The 18,426-nt window shown below is 68.8% G+C and carries 12 protein-coding genes; 2 read left to right on the top strand and 10 right to left on the bottom strand.

The features are described 5' to 3' along the window. Positions 1 to 2: 2 nt before the first annotated feature. Genes JOY88_RS06005 through JOY88_RS06020 form a run of 4 tightly spaced genes read right to left on the bottom strand, consistent with a single transcriptional unit; the run spans position 3 to position 5,160 of the window. Positions 3 to 326: an L-rhamnose mutarotase gene (locus JOY88_RS06005; RefSeq protein WP_293501191.1), complete on the bottom strand. Its 324-nt coding sequence runs from the start codon at positions 324 to 326 to the stop codon at positions 3 to 5. 23 nt (positions 327 to 349) lie between these two features. After that, positions 350 to 1,732 carry a glycoside hydrolase family 28 protein gene (locus JOY88_RS06010; RefSeq protein WP_293501192.1) on the bottom strand — a complete coding sequence of 461 codons (1,383 nt, stop codon included), beginning with the start codon at positions 1,730 to 1,732 and terminating at the stop codon, positions 350 to 352. Beyond that, positions 1,732 to 3,030 carry an L-rhamnose catabolism isomerase gene (rhaI, locus tag JOY88_RS06015; RefSeq protein WP_293501193.1) on the bottom strand — a complete coding sequence of 433 codons (1,299 nt, stop codon included), beginning with the start codon at positions 3,028 to 3,030 and terminating at the stop codon, positions 1,732 to 1,734. The genes JOY88_RS06010 and rhaI overlap by 1 nt, the downstream gene beginning before the upstream one ends. A gap of 21 nt (positions 3,031 to 3,051) precedes the next feature. Next, positions 3,052 to 5,160, bottom strand: a complete 2,109-nt coding sequence (locus JOY88_RS06020) for a bifunctional rhamnulose-1-phosphate aldolase/short-chain dehydrogenase (RefSeq protein ID WP_293501194.1) — start codon at positions 5,158 to 5,160, stop codon at positions 3,052 to 3,054. Positions 5,161 to 5,612: 452 nt separating this feature from the next. Between JOY88_RS06020 and JOY88_RS06025 the strand changes: the two genes are divergently transcribed. Next, positions 5,613 to 6,494 (top strand): DeoR/GlpR family DNA-binding transcription regulator, encoded by an 882-nt coding sequence (locus JOY88_RS06025; protein WP_293501246.1) that lies wholly within the window; start codon positions 5,613 to 5,615, stop codon positions 6,492 to 6,494. Then, positions 6,491 to 7,870 carry an FGGY-family carbohydrate kinase gene (locus tag JOY88_RS06030; protein ID WP_293501195.1) on the top strand — a complete coding sequence of 460 codons (1,380 nt, stop codon included), beginning with the start codon at positions 6,491 to 6,493 and terminating at the stop codon, positions 7,868 to 7,870. Before JOY88_RS06025 ends, JOY88_RS06030 begins: the two co-directional genes overlap by 4 nt. A 59-nt stretch (positions 7,871 to 7,929) precedes the next feature. On the opposite strand, the gene JOY88_RS06035 is transcribed toward JOY88_RS06030, so the two are convergent. The 6 genes from JOY88_RS06035 to JOY88_RS06060 are packed head-to-tail and all read right to left on the bottom strand — an operon-like array spanning position 7,930 to position 18,424. After that, entirely contained in the window at positions 7,930 to 9,177 is a 1,248-nt protein-coding gene (locus JOY88_RS06035; RefSeq protein WP_293501196.1) for a serine hydrolase domain-containing protein, read from the bottom strand. 4 nt (positions 9,178 to 9,181) lie between these two features. Further along, positions 9,182 to 10,432, bottom strand: coding sequence for a rhamnogalacturonan acetylesterase (locus JOY88_RS06040; RefSeq protein WP_293501197.1), 1,251 nt, complete (start codon positions 10,430 to 10,432; stop codon positions 9,182 to 9,184). Between the two features lies 1 nt (position 10,433). Further along, the gene (locus JOY88_RS06045) at positions 10,434 to 13,172 is read right to left on the bottom strand and encodes an exo-rhamnogalacturonan lyase family protein (RefSeq protein WP_293501198.1); all 2,739 of its coding nucleotides are present in this window, start codon (positions 13,170 to 13,172) and stop codon (positions 10,434 to 10,436) included. Then, positions 13,169 to 14,827 carry an MFS transporter gene (locus JOY88_RS06050; RefSeq protein ID WP_293501199.1) on the bottom strand — a complete coding sequence of 553 codons (1,659 nt, stop codon included), beginning with the start codon at positions 14,825 to 14,827 and terminating at the stop codon, positions 13,169 to 13,171. Before JOY88_RS06050 ends, JOY88_RS06045 begins: the two co-directional genes overlap by 4 nt. A gap of 7 nt (positions 14,828 to 14,834) precedes the next feature. Then, positions 14,835 to 15,998: a beta-galactosidase BglB gene (gene bglB, locus JOY88_RS06055; RefSeq protein ID WP_293501201.1), complete on the bottom strand. Its 1,164-nt coding sequence runs from the start codon at positions 15,996 to 15,998 to the stop codon at positions 14,835 to 14,837. Between the two features lie 23 nt (positions 15,999 to 16,021). Further along, positions 16,022 to 18,424: a glycoside hydrolase family 2 TIM barrel-domain containing protein gene (locus JOY88_RS06060; protein WP_293501248.1), complete on the bottom strand. Its 2,403-nt coding sequence runs from the start codon at positions 18,422 to 18,424 to the stop codon at positions 16,022 to 16,024. Positions 18,425 to 18,426 lie beyond the last annotated feature (2 nt).

Here is an 18,426-nt window from a genome sequence, read left to right on the forward strand (position 1 = left end):
GACTAGCCCGCAAAGTGGAAGACGGAAGGCAGAGACCATTGACGTGGCTTGTTGTCTGCTTCGACTTCCATCAGCGGGGCCATGTAGTCCCACCAGCGGCGCATGACGGGCTGCAGCGGTAGCTCGTCGAAGGCCTTGCCCGGCTTGCGCTTGAGCACGGCGAACAAGCTCAGCGTGCCCTCGTCCAGGAAGATGGAGTAGTCGTGGATGCCGGCGGCGCGCAGCGCCTGGGCCAGCTCTGGCCACAGCTCGTCGTGGCGCTTCTTGTACTCCGGCACCACGCCGGGCTTGAGCTGCATCCTGAAGGCGAGGATCTCGTCGCTCATCGTCTTGTCTCCTTGTGGGTTCTTCAAAGCACGTCCTGCTCGGCCATGCTCAGCGCCGACACGTCGCGGCGGCGCAGTGCCGGGTCCTCGTGCCAGTGCCGGGTGTCCAGGCCGGCCAGCTCGACGCCGGCGCCCACCGCGATGGGCGTGCCGGTCTGCAGCCGGCAGTCGGCGCCGAAGCGCCAGCCGCGCACGTCCTGCACATGGCCGCCGCACCTGGCCTGGAGGTCCAGCCCGCTGAAATGGAAGTCGCGCAGCGGCGCCTCGGCATAGGCGTCCACCTCGAAGGCGACCTGGGCGCCGCGGGCGTGCAGCTGGGCAATTCGCACGCCGCCGACCTCGGTGCGGCCGAGTCCAGGGGGCACGGGCGCGGTAAGGGCCCGCCAGTGGCGCGGCGCGTGGGGCAGTTCGGCATCGGGGATGTGGGCGCGGCTGTAGCCGGGGTTCCAGTTCATCGTCACGCGCAGCGCCGTGGGCACGTCGCGCAGCGTGATCTGGCTGAGCTGCAGGTCCTCGATGCGCCCGCCGCGTGTGGGTGCGGACTTGAACAGCACACCTACCGGCACGCCGCCCAGCACTTCGATGCGCTGGGCATGGATGCGGCGCAGGCCGCCGGAGGTCTCGCTGCCAAAAGTGAGGCCGGCGGCGCCTTCGCGGATGATGCAGTCGCTGATCGTGATGTCCTCGCTGGGCCGCGCAACACGCAGGCCGTCGGCGTCGCGGCCGGCCTTCAGGCACAGGGCGTCGTCGTTGACGGCTATGTCGGCGCGGCGGATCTGCACGCGGCGCGAGGAGTCGACGTCGATGCCGTCGGTGGACGGACCGCGCGCTTCCTCGTTGTTGCGGATGGTGACGCCGTCGACGACGACGTCCTCGGAGTAGCAGAGGTGCAGCGTCCAGAAGCCCGAACGGCGCAGCAGCAGGCCTTCGCCGATGCGGACGCGGGCCGACTCGAAGACCTGCACGAGGCGGGGGCGTTGTGCGTCGTAGTCCGACGCCCATCGCAGGCCGCGCGGCTCGTAGAGCGCGCGCAAGGCCCAGTAGCTGTCCCAGAACACTTGGCCGTCGCCGTCAATGCAGCCCTCGCCGACGAGGCTGACGTCGTGCTCGCCGTAGATGTTGACGAGGGCCGCCGGCCAGCGCATCTCGATGCCTGCCACGCGCGTGGGCAACAGCGGGTAGTCGGCCAGGTCGTGCGAGCCCAGCAGCATGGCGCCGCGGTCCAGTCGCAGCGTCATGCCGCTCTTCAGGAAGAGGGCGCCCGTCAGGTAGACGCCGGGGCCCAGACGCAACTCCGAACCCTGCAGGGCGGCCGAGTCGATGGCAGCCTGCAGGGCGCGGGTGTCGAGCGCACACCCGTCACCGCGGGCGCCGAAGGCCTGCGCATCCACGCAAGCCCGCGTCATCAGACGATGCCGCTGCCAGAGGCGCCAGCCTTCGGGGGACGCTTGACGGCCACTTGATTGCGGTAGCCGCTGGCGCGGTAGGCCGCAACCGGGTCGATGGCGCCGCCGGCGCGCAGGCGGGCCATCGCGAGGATGGGACTGACGTCGGTGCGGAAGGCCTTCTTCAGCGTCTGCGCGGACTGCAGCGCGTCGTTGTCGGCCTGGAAGCCGGCCAGTGCGGCGCGGTCCACCAGCGCGGCCTGCACGAAGGCGCGCTGAACTTCGACGGCGCTGCTCATCAGGCTCTCGATGGGATCGGTCACGTTGTGCGACTGGTCCAGCATGTAGGCGGGGTTGAACGCCGCACCGTCGCGCTGGGCCGCATCGGCCAGCTCGTTGAAGACCAGGAAGAGCTGGAAGGGGTCGATGGAGCCCGAGTCCAGGTCGTCGTCGCCGTACTTGCTGTCGTTGAAGTGGAAGCCGCCCAGCTTGCCGAACTGCGCCAGGCGCGCCACGATCATCTCGATGTTGGTGTTGGGCGCGTGGTGGCCCAGGTCCACCAGGCACTTGGCCTTCTCGCCCAGTTGCTGGGCGACGGCGAAGCTGGTGCCCCAGTCGGCGATGACGGTGCAGTAGAAGGCCGGCTCGAAGAGCTTGTGCTCGATGTACATCAGCCAGTCGGCCGGCAGCGCGGCGTAGATGCCCTTGGCGCTGTCCAGGTAGCGCTCCAGCGCGCCGCGCAGGTTGTGTTGGCCGGGGAAGTTGGCGCCGTCGCCCACCCACACCGTCAGGCCCTTGGAGCCCAAGGTCTTGCCCAGCTCGATGCACTCGATGTTGTGAGCCACGGCCTGCTCGCGGGCGGCCTGGCTCTGCGCGGTCAGGCTGCCGTACTTGTAGCTGTGGGCCTGGCCGGCCTGGTCCTGGAAGGTGTTGGAGTTGACGGCGTCAAAGCCCAGGCCCAGCGAGTCGGCCTGCTGGCGCAGCGCCTTGGGGTCGGCCGGCTTGTCCCACGGGAAGTGCAGGGACACAGTGGGCGTGGCGCGGGTGAGCTGGTGGATGACGGCGCAGTCCTCCAGCTTCTCGGTCACGTCGCGCGGCTCGCCCATGCCCGGGAAACGCGCGAAGCGCGTGCCACCGGTGCCCACGCCCCAGCTGGGCACGGCCACGGCGAAGCCCTGGGCCTTGGCGGTCAGCGCGTCGATGTCCACGCCGCGGCGCGACAGCATGCCGCCCAGCGCGTCGTAGTCGGCCTGCAGCGCGGCGCGCTGCGTGGCGTTGTGCTGCTCGACCTGGGCCGCGTCGATGATGGTCTTGCTCATGCTTGTCTCCTGCGCCGATTCTCAGCGGGTGAACGCGGCGGCGTTGCCGGCGTCCACGTTCAGCACATTGCCGGTGCTCTTGCCGGACTTGTCGCTGGCCAGGAAGTACACCGCCTCCGCGATGTCCTCGGGCAGCACGCTGAGCTTGAGCATGCTGCGCTGGCGGTAGAACTCTTCGATGTTGTCCGAGTCGATCTTGTTCGATGCGGCGCGCTCTTCCTTCCACTTGCCATCCCAGATGCGGGAGCCGCGGATGACGGCGTCGGGATTGACGACGTTGACGCGCACGCCGACGGCCGCGCCTTCCAGCGCGATGCAGCGGGCCAGGTGGATCTCTGCAGCCTTGGCCGTGCAGTAGGCCGACGCGCCGGCGGAGGCGACCAGGCCGTTCTTGCTGGCCACGAACACCATGGAGCCACCGATCTTCTGCTGCTTCATCAGGCGGAAGGCGCCGCGGCCGACCAGGAAGTAGCCGGTGACCAGGATGTCCTGGTTGCGCTGCCAGATCTCCAGCGTCGTGTCCTCCAGCGGCGCGGCGGAGGCGATGCCGGCGTTGGAGACGAGGATGTCCAGGCCGCCGAAGCGCAGCGCGGTGGCGGACAGCACGGCCTCCACCTCGGCTTCGGAGGTGATGTTGCCCTGCACGGTGGCGATGTTGTCCTTGCCGGCCACCTTCAGCAGGTTGGCCCGGGCTTCGGCCAGCGCGGCGCCGTCGATGTCGGTCAGCATCACGCAGGCGCCCTCCTGCAGCAGCTGTCGGGCCACGGCCTGGCCGATGCCACCGGCGCCGCCGGTGACCAGGGCCACGCGGCCGGCCAAGCTCTTGGGCTTGGGCATGCGCTGCAGCTTGGCCTCCTCGAGCAGCCAGTACTCGATGTCGAAGGCTTCCTGCTCCGGCAGGCCGACGTAAGTGTCCACGCCGTTGGCGCCGCGCATCACGTTGATGGCGTTGATGTAGAACTCGCCGGCGATGCGGGCGGTGGCCTTGTCCTTGGCGAAGGACAGCATGCCCACGCCGGGGATCAGGTAGATGACGGGGTTGGCGTCACGCACGGCCGGGCTGGTCGGGCGCCTGCAGCGCTCGTAGTAGGCCGTGTAGTCGGCGCGGTAGTCTTCCAGCGCCTTGTCCAGGCCGGCCAGCAGCGCGTCGATGTCGGGCTTGGCCGGGTCGAAGTCCAGCACCAGCGGGCGGATCTTGGTGCGCAGGAAGTGGTCGGGGCAGGAGGTGCCCAGGGCGGCCAGTTGCACCAAGTCGTGGCTGGCGACGAACTCCAGCACCGCGGCGCTGTCGTTGAAGTCGCCCAGCTTGCGCTCACCAGCGCTGATGCGGCCGCGCAGCGCAGGCATCAGCTTGGCGGCCAGAGCGGCACGCTGCTCGGCGGGCAGGGTGTTTGTCTTGACGCCGCCGAACACCGGCTGCTTGACGTTCTCGCCCAGCCACTCCTCGGCCAGGCGGATCATCTGCAGCGTGATCTCGTAGCAGCTCTTGGCCGTGTCACCCCAGGTGAAGAGGCCGTGGCCTTCCAGGATGATGCCTTTCAGCTGAGGCTGCGACGTGGCCAGGGCTTCGAGCTTCAGGCCCAGGTCGTAGCCGGGGCGCTGCCAGGGCAGCCAGCCCAACTCGCCGCCGAAGATCACCTCGGTCAGGCGGCGGCTGTCGGCGCAGGCGGCGATGGCGATGATGGCGTCCGGGTGCATGTGGTCCACATGCGCCTTCGGGATATAGGCGTGCAGCGGTGTGTCGATACTCGCGGCGCGCGGATTCAGGTTGTACGTGCAGTGCGGCAGGTAATCCACCATCTCGTCTTCATGTTCCAGGCCGCGATAACGCGTCTTGAGCGCCAGCAGCTTGTCCATGTAGAGCGTGGAGAAGCCATCGAGCTTGATGGATCCCAAGTCCCCGCCCGAGCCCTTGACCCACAGCACCTCGACGTCCGCGCCGGTCAGGTAATCCTTCATCCTGACCTTGGCCGAGGTATTGCCGCCACCGAAATTCGTGACGCGCAGATCCGACCCCAGCAGATTGGAGCGATAAAGCAGCAGTTCGGGTTCGCTCAGTTTGGCCGCGACGTCGTCGTCCCACTTCGAGACGATCGGGGTTTGTGTCGGGGTTTGGGAAATTGCAGTCATCAGCTTGCCTGTATAAGGTCCGTCACTTGTCCCCATGGCCGCGGCCTGCGGTCCCCGGGGCCCGCGTCTGGCGGGTTAGCGGGCCGCAGTGTGGAGCGAAACACTGCGCGATGCGCGGAGCCTGCGCAGTAAATCAAAAGGATGAGCGAAAGCGCCGCCGGCCATGCCGCCGCTCACGAAACGCTCACGGCCGTGAGCGTTTCCTGATTGACGCTGTCACGCACCTGACGTAATCTGCACTTGGAACGGCGTTTCACCCAGGCTTTGATTGATTCCCAGCGTGAGTGGACGTACCTCCGGCGGCCGTCGCCTACGCCCTCCAGCCGCACGCCCCGACCCGGCCTCAGCCGGGCCGCCAAGCCAAACGATGCCCGCCCTCCAGAGGCTGGGTTCCATAAATACGAGACAACGGTCGCCGCCGGTTCTCCGGGACGCCCGAGAAGGTGATCCTCATGATCAATCACAAGCGCCACAAACGCCTGCTAAAACTACTGGACGAGCGCGAGCACGCCAGCGTCCAGCAATTGATGGAGTGGTTGTCGGCATCCGCCGCCACCGTACGCCGGGATATTTCATGGCTGGCCGCGAAAAACCAGTTGACGCGTACCCGTGGTGGCGCGCAAAGACTGGAGCAGAAGAAAAAGTCTTATACGCTGTCCAGCGAGACATTTCAAAACAACGCCCAGCAGAATACTGCGGCCAAGCGCGCCATCGCCCGTTATGCCACCTCGATGTGCAATAACGGAGAAACCATCATCATCAACGGTGGAACCACCACGTTCATGATGGCGGAGTTTCTCGTCGAGAAACAGCTGAAGATTCTCACGAATTCCTTCCTGATGGCCGAGCGCCTGCTCGTCACCAGCGACAACGAAATCATCCTGCCGGGCGGGCGGGTCTACCGCGAGCAGAACGTCATCCTCAGCCCGTTCGAGAACGACGTCGCCCAGCACCATTACGCGGCCAAGATGTTCATGGGCGTCTACGGCCTGTCCATCCTGGGCCTGATGGAAGCCGACCCGCTGCTGATCCAGGCCGAGAAGCGCCTCATCGGCCAGGCCGAGGAACTGGTCGTGCTGGTGGACAGCTCCAAGTTCCAGCGCAAGGCCGGCCTGGTGCTGTGCGGGCTGAACCGCGTCTCCACCGTCATCACCGACACCGGTGCGTCCGACAGCGCCGTGCAACTGCTGGAGCATTACGGCGTGCGCGTCATCACCGTGGAGCCCGAAGCGGTGGACCCCAGGGTCGTGGAGGCTTCGGCCATGAGCTCGCACGACTACGCGGCCGTGCTGGAAGCCGGCGCCTATGGACGCCATGCGGGGCTGAACTCTTGAGCGTCGTCCCCGGCACAGTTGTCCTCGACATCGGCAAGACCAACGCCAAGCTCACGCTGATCGACGCGGCCGGCAAGACCCTTGCCGAGGCGCGCACGCCCAACACGGTGCGCCGCGTCGGGCCCTATCCGCATCACGACACCGAGCGGCTGTGGGTCTGGATGCTGGGTCAGCTGCGCGAGCTGTCGGCGCTGGCGCGCATACGCGCCATCGTGCCGGTCACGCATGGCGCCACGGCTGCGTTGGTCGACGAGGCGGGCCTGGTGCTGCCTGTGCTGGACTATGAGCATGTGCCGGGAGATGCCGCCGATGAGGCGCGTTATGAGTCGCTGCGGCCGGCCTTCGGCGAGAGCGGCTCGCCGCTGCTGCCGGCCGGCCTCAACCTGGGCCGCCAGCTCGACTGGCTGCAGGGGCGCTTCCCCGCCGAGTTCGCCCGTGCCCGCCATGTGCTGCTGTACCCGCAGTACTGGGCCTGGCGGCTGTGCGGCGTCGCGGCCAGCGAGGTCACGTCGCTGGGCTGCCATACCGACCTGTGGCGGCCGGCGCAGGGTCGCTGGTCCAGCTTGGTCGAGCGCCACGGCTGGGAGCCGCTCTTCCCGGCGCGACGCGAGGCTTGGGCGCGGCTGGGCAGGCTGCGGCCCGAGCTCGCCGCCGACACCGGGCTGCCGGCCGACTGTGAGATCGTCTGTGGCATTCATGACAGCAATGCCTCGCTGCTGCGCCATCTGCTGACGCTGCAACAGGGTGGCCCCTGCACGGTGCTGTCCACCGGCACCTGGGTCATCGCGGCGGCGCTGGGCTCGGCGACCCGGCCCCTGGTCGAGGCCCTGGACATGCTGGCCAATTGCAACGTCTTCGGCGAGGCCGTGCCCTGCATGCGCTTCATGGGCGGCCGCGAGTTCGGTGCCATCGCTGGCGAACAGCCCGCCGCGTTCGCGGCCGAGGACGTCGAGCGGCTGATCGCGCGCGGCACGATGGCGCTGCCCTGCTTCGCGGAGGCGGGCGGGCCGTTCGCGGGCCGGGTGGGCCGCGTGACCGGCGCCATGCCGCAGACCGATGCCGAGCGCGCGGCGCTGGCGACGCTCTACGTCGTGCTGATGACGGACCATTGCCTGGACGCGTTGGGCGCCAGCGGCCGCGTCGTCGTCGAGGGCGCGTTCACGGCCAATCCCTGGTTCGGGCCCTTGCTGGCCGGGCTGGCGCCGGGGCGCGACGTGACCGTGTCGGACGACAGCAGCGGCACCACCTGCGGTGCCTGGATGCTGGACGCCTGGGGGCGAGAGCCCGAGGGCGGCGCGGCGCCGGTGCGCGCATGGAGCCCGCCGGGCTGGCGGGCCTACCGCGACGGCTGGCAGGCTGCTCTGCAGTCCAGATGAAGACAGCCGGCTCGCGCCGGCAGTTGCGTTCGAGCACCTGGGCCCGGCCGTGGCGGCGCTCAGTGGATGAGGGCCTGGTAGGTCAGCGTGCGCACGCGCAGGTGCAGCGTTGAGTTGCCGGCGGGCCGCAGCTGCGTCATCAGCAGGATGACGAGGCGCTCCTTTGGGTCCACCGTGTACTGCGGGAAATAGGCGCTTCCCCAGCCGAAGGCGCCTTCGGTGCCCAGCTCGGTGAAGCCGCCGCGTCGCACGTTGACCCAGAAGCCCAGGCCGAAGCCGTCGGCGTCGCCGCGGTAGCGGCCGCCGAGGTGGTCGGCCGTCATCAGCTCCACGGTCTTGGGCGCGAGGATGCGCACGCCGTCCAGCTCGCCCTTGTTCAGCAGCATCTGAAGGAAGCGCGCGTAGTCGCCGGCGGTGCTCAGCATGCCGGCGCCGCCGGACATCAGCTTGTGCGGGCCGTTGACGAAGTCGCTCTTCGCGGCTGTCTCCATCAGCTTGAGCTGGCCGCCCTCAAGGCCGTAGACATGGGCCAGCCGTTCCACGTTCGCGGGCGCCACGGCGAAACCGGTGTCGGGCATGCGCAGCGGGTCGGTGATGCGGGTCTTGATGAACTGGTCCAGCGGCTGGCCGGACACCACCTCGACGAGGCGCCCCAGCACGTCGGTCGCATAGCCGTAGATGAACTGCTCGCCCGGCTGGCCCTGCAGCGGCAGCGCGGCGAAGCGGTCGGTCCATTGGGCCAGCGTCTCGTCGTTGCCGACGAGGTACCAGTCCTTCATGCCGGCCGCGTCGTAGGCGGCCTTGGCCGGGCCGGAGCCGTAGCTCATGCCGGCCGTGTGGGTCAGCAGGTCGTGGATAGTCAGCGCGCGGCGTGGCTTCTCGGTGCCGCCGCCGGGCAGGGCCACCTGCAGGTTGGCGAAGGCGGGCAGGTAGCGCGCCACCGGGTCCTTCAACAGGAAACGGCCTTCCTCGTAGAGGATCATGGCCGCCACGGTCGTGAGTGCCTTGCTCATGGACGCGATGCGGAAGAGTGTGTCCGTGCGCATGGGCCTGGCGTTCTCGACGTCACGCTGGCCATAGGCCTTGAAGACGACCGGCTTGCCGTCGCGCATGACGACCATGACGCCGCCGGCCAGCTGCTTGCTGGCGATCTGCTCGTCAATCGCCGCGTCCAGGCGCTTGAGCCGTTCGGGCGAGAAGCCTTGCGCGGTGACCGCTTCCGCGGCCGTGGGCGGCGCTGCCGTCGCGGCGGGGGCATGGGTCAGCGCGGCGCAGGCCAGCGCCACGGCGAGGACATGGAGTCTCATGGGTTCAGTCGCCCAGCGGTCGTTGTTGTGTGAACCCGGGGCTCACCGCGGCGTGGAACTGCTCCGGCGGCTGCGGTCGGCCCGGGTCGATGGGGCCGAGATCATCGCGCAGCTCAGCTGCCGCCGGCACGCCGGCTTGCCTCAGGCCCAGCGCCACCAAACGCGCCAGCTGCATGGCGCCGTAGCTGTTGTGGTGGGTGTTGTCCAGCTTGCCGTTGTTGACCGGGTGCATGGCCTGCGAGCGCTCGGCGCCCAGGGCCGCGTAGAGCCGCTGGCTCATCGCGTTGAGGTCGATGAAGGCCAGCTTCATGTCCCGGGCTACGGCGCGCGCCGCGTCGGCGTACTCGGTCAGGCTGGGCCGCAGCCGCCCCTGTTCGTCGAAGTTGCGTCGCTCCATGGACGACACGACGACCGGCACGCCGCCGCGCGCGAGGATGCGCTCGGCATGGGCGCGCAGCTCGGCCTGGTAGCTCCGGGCGCTGCCGCTGCCATCCTTCTGCTGCTTCTGGTCGTTGTGGCCGAACTGCAGCAGCACCGTGTCGCCGGGCTGCAGCGTGGACAGGATCTTGTCCAGGCGCCGGCGCGCCAGCGAGTCGCGCAGGGTCTCGCCGGACTCGGCATGGTTGGACACCGCCACCGTGGGCTTGAACAGCAGCGTGAGCATCTGGCCCCAGCTGGCATAGGGCTCGCCGGACTGGTCGGCCACCGTGGAATCGCCCAGCAGGTAGACGGTGGGCATGTTCACCGGCTCGAGCCGCAGGCGCGTCAGCGCCGGCCGGCTGCCGTTGATCTCCAGCGTCAGGCGGCGGTCCCAGGCCCAGGCCTCGCCGACGATCTCGCGCTCCTTGAGCTTCACGCGGCCGGCCTCCACGCCAGGCGCGGCGGCGATGCTGGCCGTGCGCACGTTGACGATGAAGCTGCGCGTCTCGGTCTTGCCGGCGGGCAACTGGACGCTGTCCAGCATCAGGCGCCGCAGCTCGGCCTTGATCGTCGTGTCGCTGGCGTCCTGGTCGCCCAGCGTGGCGGTCACGCGATAGTTGCCGTCGGGCAGGTCCACCGAGAAGAAGAAGGGCAGGCCGGCCGCGTTGCGCGGCGCGCCGGGCTCGAAGCCGTAGCCGCGCTCGCGGCTGTACAAGGTGTCGGCCCGCACCGCGACCTCGCCGGCGGCGGGCTGGCCATCGAAGGCGAAGCGCAGCGGCACCTGCGCCCAGGCGGGCGCGGCGAGCAGGCCGGCGACGAGCAGCAGGCGCTTCACGTCAATCCTTCAGGTGCTCGCCGACCAGTGCCAGGTTCTGGATGGCGGCCAGTCCCCACTGCGCGGTGTCGTTGGTGCTGATCCAGGGCGCCTCGTCCACCGGGTTCAGCGCCAGCGGGCCGGCGATGCGCGTGGTCTTCAGCGGCTTGGCGCCGAAGCGGCCGTCGCCGAGGAATTCCTTCCAGGCCCGCTGCGCCAGCGCCGGGTCCCTGAGCTGCGCGGCGGCGTAGGCGGTCAGGCGTGAGTGGCCCACGCTGAGCACCGGGCTGCCGCCGTGCGGCATGCCCAGGGCCTTGACCTGCTGCTCGCGCGGCGCGTTGTAGAGCGCGCAGTACTGCAGCCAGGCCTGCCTGAACTCGGGCATGTCGATCAAGTCCACCAGCTCGGCCAGCATCTCGACGGCGCCGAAGACCGCACTCAGGTGGCTGGCGCTGACCTTGTCGCCGCTGACGTTGTGGAAGGCGCCTTCGTTGGGCCCGCCCGGCTCGTAGCCGCCGCTGCCGGTGAAGAAGCCATGCGGCATGGCCGCGATGCCCTTCATGCCGCGCAGCAGCTTGTTGCGCCAGCGGACGTCGCCGCTGCGTTCCCATTCGGTCAGCACGTTCGCGACGACGGAGCCCCAGTCGGTGCCGAAGCCGATGCGCGCGGGCCAGGGGCCCTTGTCCACGCGGCCGGCGATCTTGCGTACCGGGTCCACCTCGTCCATCTTGGCGTCGGCGTTCAGCACCTCGCGCATGACGTCGCCCACGCGTTCGTCGGCCGTCAGGTAGTAGTAGAAGCGCCGGTAGGCGGACGTGGAGATGCGCGCCTGCTTGGCGCTGCAGCCCCAGTGCTGCACGTTGTGGCGCGTGCCCAGGCCCTGGAAGCGGCCGGCGTGATAGATGTCCACGTCGCTGGTGTGGCGCACCATGGCCTCGGCGAAGCGGAAGATGTCGGCGCGGCCGCTGCGCAGGTAGGCGTACCAGAGCCAGAGGTCGGGCGACAGCTCCGAGTTGTCCCAGGCGAAGCCGCCCACGTCGTAGCGCCACTCATGGCGGTCGGCGTCGTAGGTGTGGCGGATGTCGCCATAGTCCCAGAAGCCGTACCAGTGGCGCTGCTCGACCTCCTTGGCGTAGAAGCCGAAGAGGAAGTCCAGCCTGTCCTCGATTTTCTGGCGCATGGGCGTGGAGCGGTCGGGCAGGCTCCACAGCCGGCCGAACACGCCCGCCTGCAGATAGCGCTGCGGCGCGGCGGCCAGTTGCGGCGGCGTCTGCACGGCGGCGGCCATCTGCACCAGGCGCTCGCGGCTGGGCGTGGCGGCCAGTGCCCACAGCGTGAGCTCGCTGCTGCGCGCGATGCCCATGGGCGTGCCGAAGCCCTTCTCGTAGTCTTCGTAGGTCATCTCCAGGCCTTCGAGCTCCTGCTCGTGGGTCTCCATGCCCAGGCCGTCGTGATAGAAGCGCAGGTCCATGGCCGGCGCCTCGGGGGAGTGCATCCACAGAGTCACCTGCGCGGCATCGGTGTGGGCGTTGCGGATGTCCAGCTGTGTCGGGTGGCGTTGCCAGAAGTCGCGCAGGCCGAAGGCCACGCCTCCCGTTGCGCCGCCGACATAGCCCGTGCCCGGCGCGCGCTTGCCAAAGGCCGCCGGAATCCAGCCATGGCCGGGCTGGGTGCGCTTCTTGATCTGGAAGCCATCGGCGCTGAGCTGGCTCAGCGTGTAGTCGCCCCAGGCGGGGATGCGGTGGTGCAGCTGGCGCACCTGCGCGCCCCATTGCGCCAGCGGCGGCGTAGCGCGGCCGGCCAGCTGGGCCTCGCGCACGGCGGCGCCGGGGTCGCGGCGCAGGCCGGTGAGGTTACGCACGCCCTCGGCCCACAACCCACCGGCTTCGCCGGCGAAGCGCACATGGCGGTCGTGCAGCGCGTCGCGCAGCGGCACGTCGAAGCGCAGGCCTATGCCGCGGAGGTAGTCGCGGTGCTCGTCGCCGTCGAAGACGAAGCTGTGCATGACGCGCAGCGATTCGGCGCCGGCGTAGAAATAGAAACGCACCGAGAACGGCAGCCACTCGCGACCGGCGGCGCTGCGGTGCTGGCCGTCCACCTTGACGACCGCGCGCACCGGGCCGGCCTGCTCGACGGTAAGCTTGGCAATGCGGCTCTGGAAAGCGGTCTGCGTGACGGGACCCTGCCCGGCATCGGGCTTGTCGTCGGTCTGCGCGACCAGCGTGCAGCCGCCCATCACCGCCCGGCCATCGCGTTCTATGCCCTGGATGAGCTGGGCTCCCTGGCGTGGCAACCGGCAGCGAATGACGCCGGTGTCGACCTCGACGGCGTCCGGCAGGTCCTTGACGCTGAGCCTGGCACCAGCCGCGGCCGTGCCCTTGCCGGGGCGGATGCGCGGCGCGGCGCCGGTGGCGACGCCGGCGGGCAGCGCGTGGGCCGTCCACTTCAGCGAGCCGTCGGGCCAGTAGGCCAACGGCCAGGTCTGCAGCGGCAGCGGTCTGCCGTCGGCGTCCAAGGCGTGGAAGTCCTGGCCCCTGGGCTGCTCGCCACGCGGCCAGGGCAGGCCCAGCGTGGCGCCCAGCATCAGCTCGGGCGCGGCACCGTCCAGCCAGCGCAGCGCCGACGGATCGACCGCGGCCGGTGCCGCAGCCTGCGCAGGTGCCGCGGTGGAAGCCATGGTGGCCGTGGTGGCGAGGCTGGCCAGGCCACCGACGGGCAGCGTGGCGGTCTTGAAGAAGTGGCGGCGGCTGAAGTCGGTCATGTGCGGGCGTGTTGGACTGGGGAGGCCTGGGACTGGGGGGCGGCACCGCGACCCCAGAGGCGGTCATAGGGCCAGCCGGTCAGGCCTTCGACGATCTGGCGGTTGGTGGCGCTCTCGGCCGCGGTGGCACCCTGGCGCAGGCGCTCCACCTCGTGCACCAGCACGGCATGCGTGTCGGCGTTCAGGCGGAATCGCCACGAGGCCAGCAGGCCCAGCAGCATCAGCAGCAGCGGCCCGCCCACCATCAGCGCGGTGATGGTCTGTACGGCCTCGGGCGTTTGCGCGATGAGCTCGCCCGGGCGGGTCTTGGGCGACACATAGCCGCCCAGCTCGATGATCCAGCCGCTGGCGATGATGGCGGCACTTTGTGCCACCTTGCGCACCAAGGTCATCACGCCGGCAAAGATGCCCTCACGACGCTGACCGGTGACAGCCTCGTCGATGTCGGGCAGGTAGTTGTAGACCGACCAGGGAACGAAGTTCAGCGTGCCGCGGCCCAGGCCGGCGAGCACGATGGGCACGAATAGCCAGAACACCAGGGCGGGCGAGAACCCGGTGCGCGTGGGATCCAGCGCGCCGAACAGGTTGGCGCCCAGGGCCTGGAAGCCCGCGGTGAAGCCTTCGGGCTGCGTCAGGTAGAAGCCCAGGTAGAGCAGCAGCGCGGCGCCGAACAGGCCGATGGCGATGCGGTAGGCAAGCACCGGGCCGGTGCGGATCACGATCTGGATGGCCACCATGACGGAGATCAGCTGCGCCACGTACATGACCGTCATCAGCTGCGAGATGACCAGGGTTGCGCCCATCAGCACCGTCGCCACGAAGATGGGGAAGGCGGTATTGAAGATGTCCTGCGACAGGTAGCCGCCCAGGTAGATGGACAGGTGCTGGCGGAAGGCGCGGATCTTCAGCGTGGAGAACAGGTCGCCGAACATTTTGACCGGCAGGTTGAGCGCGGCCTTGAGGCTGAAGCCACCATAGGTCTGCGACAACACGGCCTGCTCGCGCGGGCCATAGGGCCGCTCCCAGCTCGTCAGCACGACGATGAGCACGACCACCGAGAAGATGACGCCGAAGATGGCCGCCATCCAGAAGAATGTGTCGGGCGAGTCCTTGCCGCCGAAGCTGCTGATCAGCAGCGTGGGCAGATAGGAGGCCAGGATGGCCGAACTCTGCGCGACGATCATGCGTGCGCCGGCGAACCTGGCCTTGGCCTTGTAGTCCTTGGTCATCTCGGCCGCCAACGTTTCCCAGGGGATGAGAAACATCGTGTAGAGCAGCTCGAAGAAGATGAAGGCCAGCAGGTAGTAGGTGAAGCTGTGGCCGGTGCGGAAGATCAGCGCAAAGCTGGGCAGCAGCGGGATGGTGATGAGCAGGAAGACCTTGCGCCGGCCTATCTTGCGGCCCACCCAGGTGTGGCGCAGGTTGTCGGACACATAGCCGATCAGCGGGCAGGTGATGGCTTCCAGCAGTCGCGGCAGGCCGAGGATCAGCCCGGCCTCCACGGCGCTGAGGCCGCAGAAGGTCGTGAAGAAATAGAACAGCCAGCCGGTGATGACGGCCTGGGCGCCGGCGCCCAGCATGTCGCCCGAGCCCCAGCCCCAGTAGTTGATCCAGTTAGGCTCGCGGGCCGCGGGGTGAAGGTTCTTCTGCTGCATGTCGGCCTCAGATGAAGCGGACGAGCAGTTCGCCCATGGCCAGCAGCGCCATCGCTTGGCCGAAGGGCATTGAGGTCAGCGGGATGTCCTTGTATTCCTGCAGCGTGTTGAAGACCGGCGTGCCGAAGCTGACCTGGGTCAGCTCGCCCGCGTCGCTGATCTTGCTGCGCACGGCCAGCGCGGCCTTCACGCCGAAGGCCTCGTAGTCCTTGGAGATGTAGCCCTTGCGGACAGCCTTCAGGATGCCGTAGGCGAAGCCGGCCGACGCGGCGGCTTCGTCGTACGACGTCGGGTCGTCCAGCAGCGTGGGCCACAGGCCGGACGCTGACTGGCAGCCCGCCAGCGCCTTGACCTGGGCCTCCAGCGTGGAGACGAGGAACTGACGGAAGGCATCACCTTCGGGCAGGTTCAGCAGCTCGATGAACTCCGGGATGACGATGGTGACCCAGGAGTTGCCACGTGCCCACAGCGCGTTGGCGAAGTTGTGACGGCCGTCGAAGGTCCAGCCATGGAACCAAAGACCGGTCTTGCGGTCGGCCAGGTACTTGATGTGGACGAGGAACTGGCGCTTGGCCTCCTCGACATAGTGCGGGCGGTTCAGCAGCAGGCCGAACTTGGCCAGCGGCAGCACCGACATCATCAGCGTGTCGTCCCACAGCTGCTGGTGGTTGACACTGTTGTAGACGATGTGCTGGAAGCCGCCTTCCTCGGTGCGCGGCAGTTCGTGGTAGACCCATTCCGCCCAGCGGTCGATGTAAGGCAGGAAGCGGCGCTCGCCACTGCGCTCGAACAGATAGGCCAGGGTCAGGAAGGGCGCCACCGTGTTGATGTTGCGGCTGGGCATGCCCTCCTTGAACCGTGCCTCGAACCAGTCGGTCATGATGTCCCAGGCCTTGGGGTCGCCGGTCAGCTCCCAGACCTTGTAGACGCCGTAAAGGCCCACGCCGTGGGTCCACTCGAAGCCGTTCCAGCCCTTGGTGTCCAGCACGCGGCCATCGTCCAGGCGCAGCAGGAACTTGCCGTCCTGGTCCTCGATGTGGATCAGGTTGTCGATGAGGCGGGCTATGGCGCCGCGGATGTCGTCGCGGTCCGCGCCGAGGTGGGCCGCGTGATGGGCCAGCAGCGGGTGGATCCTGGAGGAGTCGACGGGCTTGAGGACTTGCTTGGACATGGTCTTGTCTCTCTGTGTACTGCTTAGAGGTTCAGCTCGGCCGGCACGAGGCCGGGGGCCGAGACGCGCAGGTGCGCGGGTGATGTGTTGCCGGTGCGGCGCAGGACGGCGAGGCCGCGCCCTTCGTAGGCTGCATGCTCGGCATCACGCGGATCATCCACATCCGCGAGGCTGCCATTGCCGATGCCGAGGATCTCGAGCGGGCCCATGGTGTCGAAGCGCAGCTTGTGCGTCGCGTCGGGTACGCGCCGGCCCAGGGCATCGACGACGAAGAACTGGATCTGCTCGACGCCGTCCCGGCCGCTGCCCACGCGCTGCAGCTCGATGCGTGCGGCGGTGCCTGCCGTCTGGAGCTTGAACTCGGCGGCGGGCTTGCCGTCCTGCAGGCCCACGGCCTTCAGCTCGCCGGCTTCGAAGGGCAGCGTCCAGCTCAGGATGCCTTCGACGGCATCGGCGGCCCGCTGCGTGCCGACCAACAGGCCGTTCAGCCACAGCTGCACCTCGGGCGTGTTGGCATAGGCCGAAACGACCATGGACTCTCCCTCGGGCCAGTTCCAATGCTCGGCGACCTTGGCACGCTTTTGCTGGTCCAGCAGCGGCGTGCCCTGGCCGGAGGCAGACGCGATTTGCGTTGCCGAGGCGGTGGCGGCGGCCAGGTAGACGACCGGCCCGGTCGCCCACAGGCTGGCGCGGAAGGCGCCGCGTGGCTTCATGAAGCCGGCCAGATCGAAGAGGCCGAAGTCCGCCGCACGCAGCGGCCAGCGGCCGGCCTCGCCGAGGTAGTCGAAGCCGGTCCAGAGAAACTGGGCGCTGATGTAGGGCGTGTCGCGCACGACGGCCCAGGCACGGTAGTCGTGGCGGTTCTCGCTGCCGTAGATGATGCGCCGCGGGTGCTTCGCATGGTCGGCCGCGTAGCGGGCTTCCTGGTAGTTGTAGCCGGCCATGTCGAACAGTGCGGCGAACCCCACCGCGTCGCTCATCTCCACCGAGGCCAGTGCCGCGGTGACGGGGCGGGTCGGGTCCATGCGGCGCACGGCATCCACCAGCGGCCGGCCCCAGCGAACCAGGTCGCTGGCCGGCGGCGCGGAGGCGCGGTACCTGGCGCCCAGCACCGGGTGGGAAAACGGGTCGTTGGGGTAGTCGACTTCGTTGCCGACGCTCCACATGACGATGCTGGGATGGTTGCGGTCGCGCCTTACCATGTCCTCGACATCGCGCACGCCCCAGGCGGCGAACTCCTCGCCATAGCCCTGGCGGCCCGGCACGCCGACGTTCCAGCCCTCTATCCACTTGTTCTTGGTGGGCGAGAACTCGTCGAAGGCCTCGACCTGCACCAGAAATCCCATTCGGTCCGCCAGGTCCAGCAGTTCGGGCGCCGGTGGGTTGTGGCTGGTGCGGACGGCGTTGACGCCGATGTCCTTCAACTGCTGCAGCCGGCGCTCCAGCACAGCCACCGGCACGGCCGCGCCCAGGCTGCCGGCATCATGGTGCAGGCAAACGCCCTTGAGCTTGAGTGGCTGGCCGTTCAGCGTGAAGCCGGTGTCGGGGTCGAAGCGGAAGCTGCGGATGCCGAAGGGCGTGTCGGTCTGATCCACCTGCTTTCCCTGCACCAGCACGCTTTGGCGCAAGGTGTAGAGGGTGGGTGTCGCGGGCGACCAGCGATGTGGGCGGTCGACCGACAGCGACTGCGAGAGTGCGCGACGCTCGCCAGCGGCGAGTCGGGCCTGCGTTTCGCGCGCGGCGACGATGCGGCCGTCCGGCGCGACGACCTCGCTGCGCAGCGTGAACCGGCGGGCGTCGGCCGCGGCGTTGACGAGTTCCGTTTCTGCCTTCACGTCGGCTCTGGCAGCGCCGACCTTGGCCGTCATCACTTGGCTGCCCCACGGCGCGATGTGCAGCGCATCCGTGAAGCTCAGCCGCACGTCGCGGTAGATGCCGGAGCCGGTGAAGTAGCGCGAATCCATCTGCCGCGAGTGGTCCACGCGCACGGCCAGCACGTTGGGGCTGCCGTCGAACTTCAGGTAGGGCGTCAGCTCGAACTGGAAGCTGCTGTAGCCGTACGGTCGGCCGCCGACGTAGCTGCCGTTGATCCAGACCTGCGCATGGTCGTAGACGCCATCGAAGGTGACGCGCGCGAGGCGGCCCTTCTGCTCGGCGCCCACGGCGAAGCTGCGGCGGTACCAGGCGATGCCGCCGGCCGCATAGCCGTTGCCGCTCCCGTGCTCGGCGCGCAAGGGCTCGTGCTGGCTCCAATCGTGAGGCACGCGCACGGCCCGCCAGCCGCTGTCGTCGAAGGCCGGCTGCATGGCGGCGCCGGGATCGCTTTTGTGGAAACGCCAGCCGCTGTCCAGCGTCTGCTCCTGGCGCTGGGCCAGGGCAGAGCCGGCAAGCGCCAACAGGGTGATGGCAAGGCCGGTACGGTGCATGC

Origin of the sequence: Roseateles sp. (assembly GCF_019237615.1) — a bacterium.
Classification (GTDB): domain Bacteria; phylum Pseudomonadota; class Gammaproteobacteria; order Burkholderiales; family Burkholderiaceae_C; genus Pelomonas.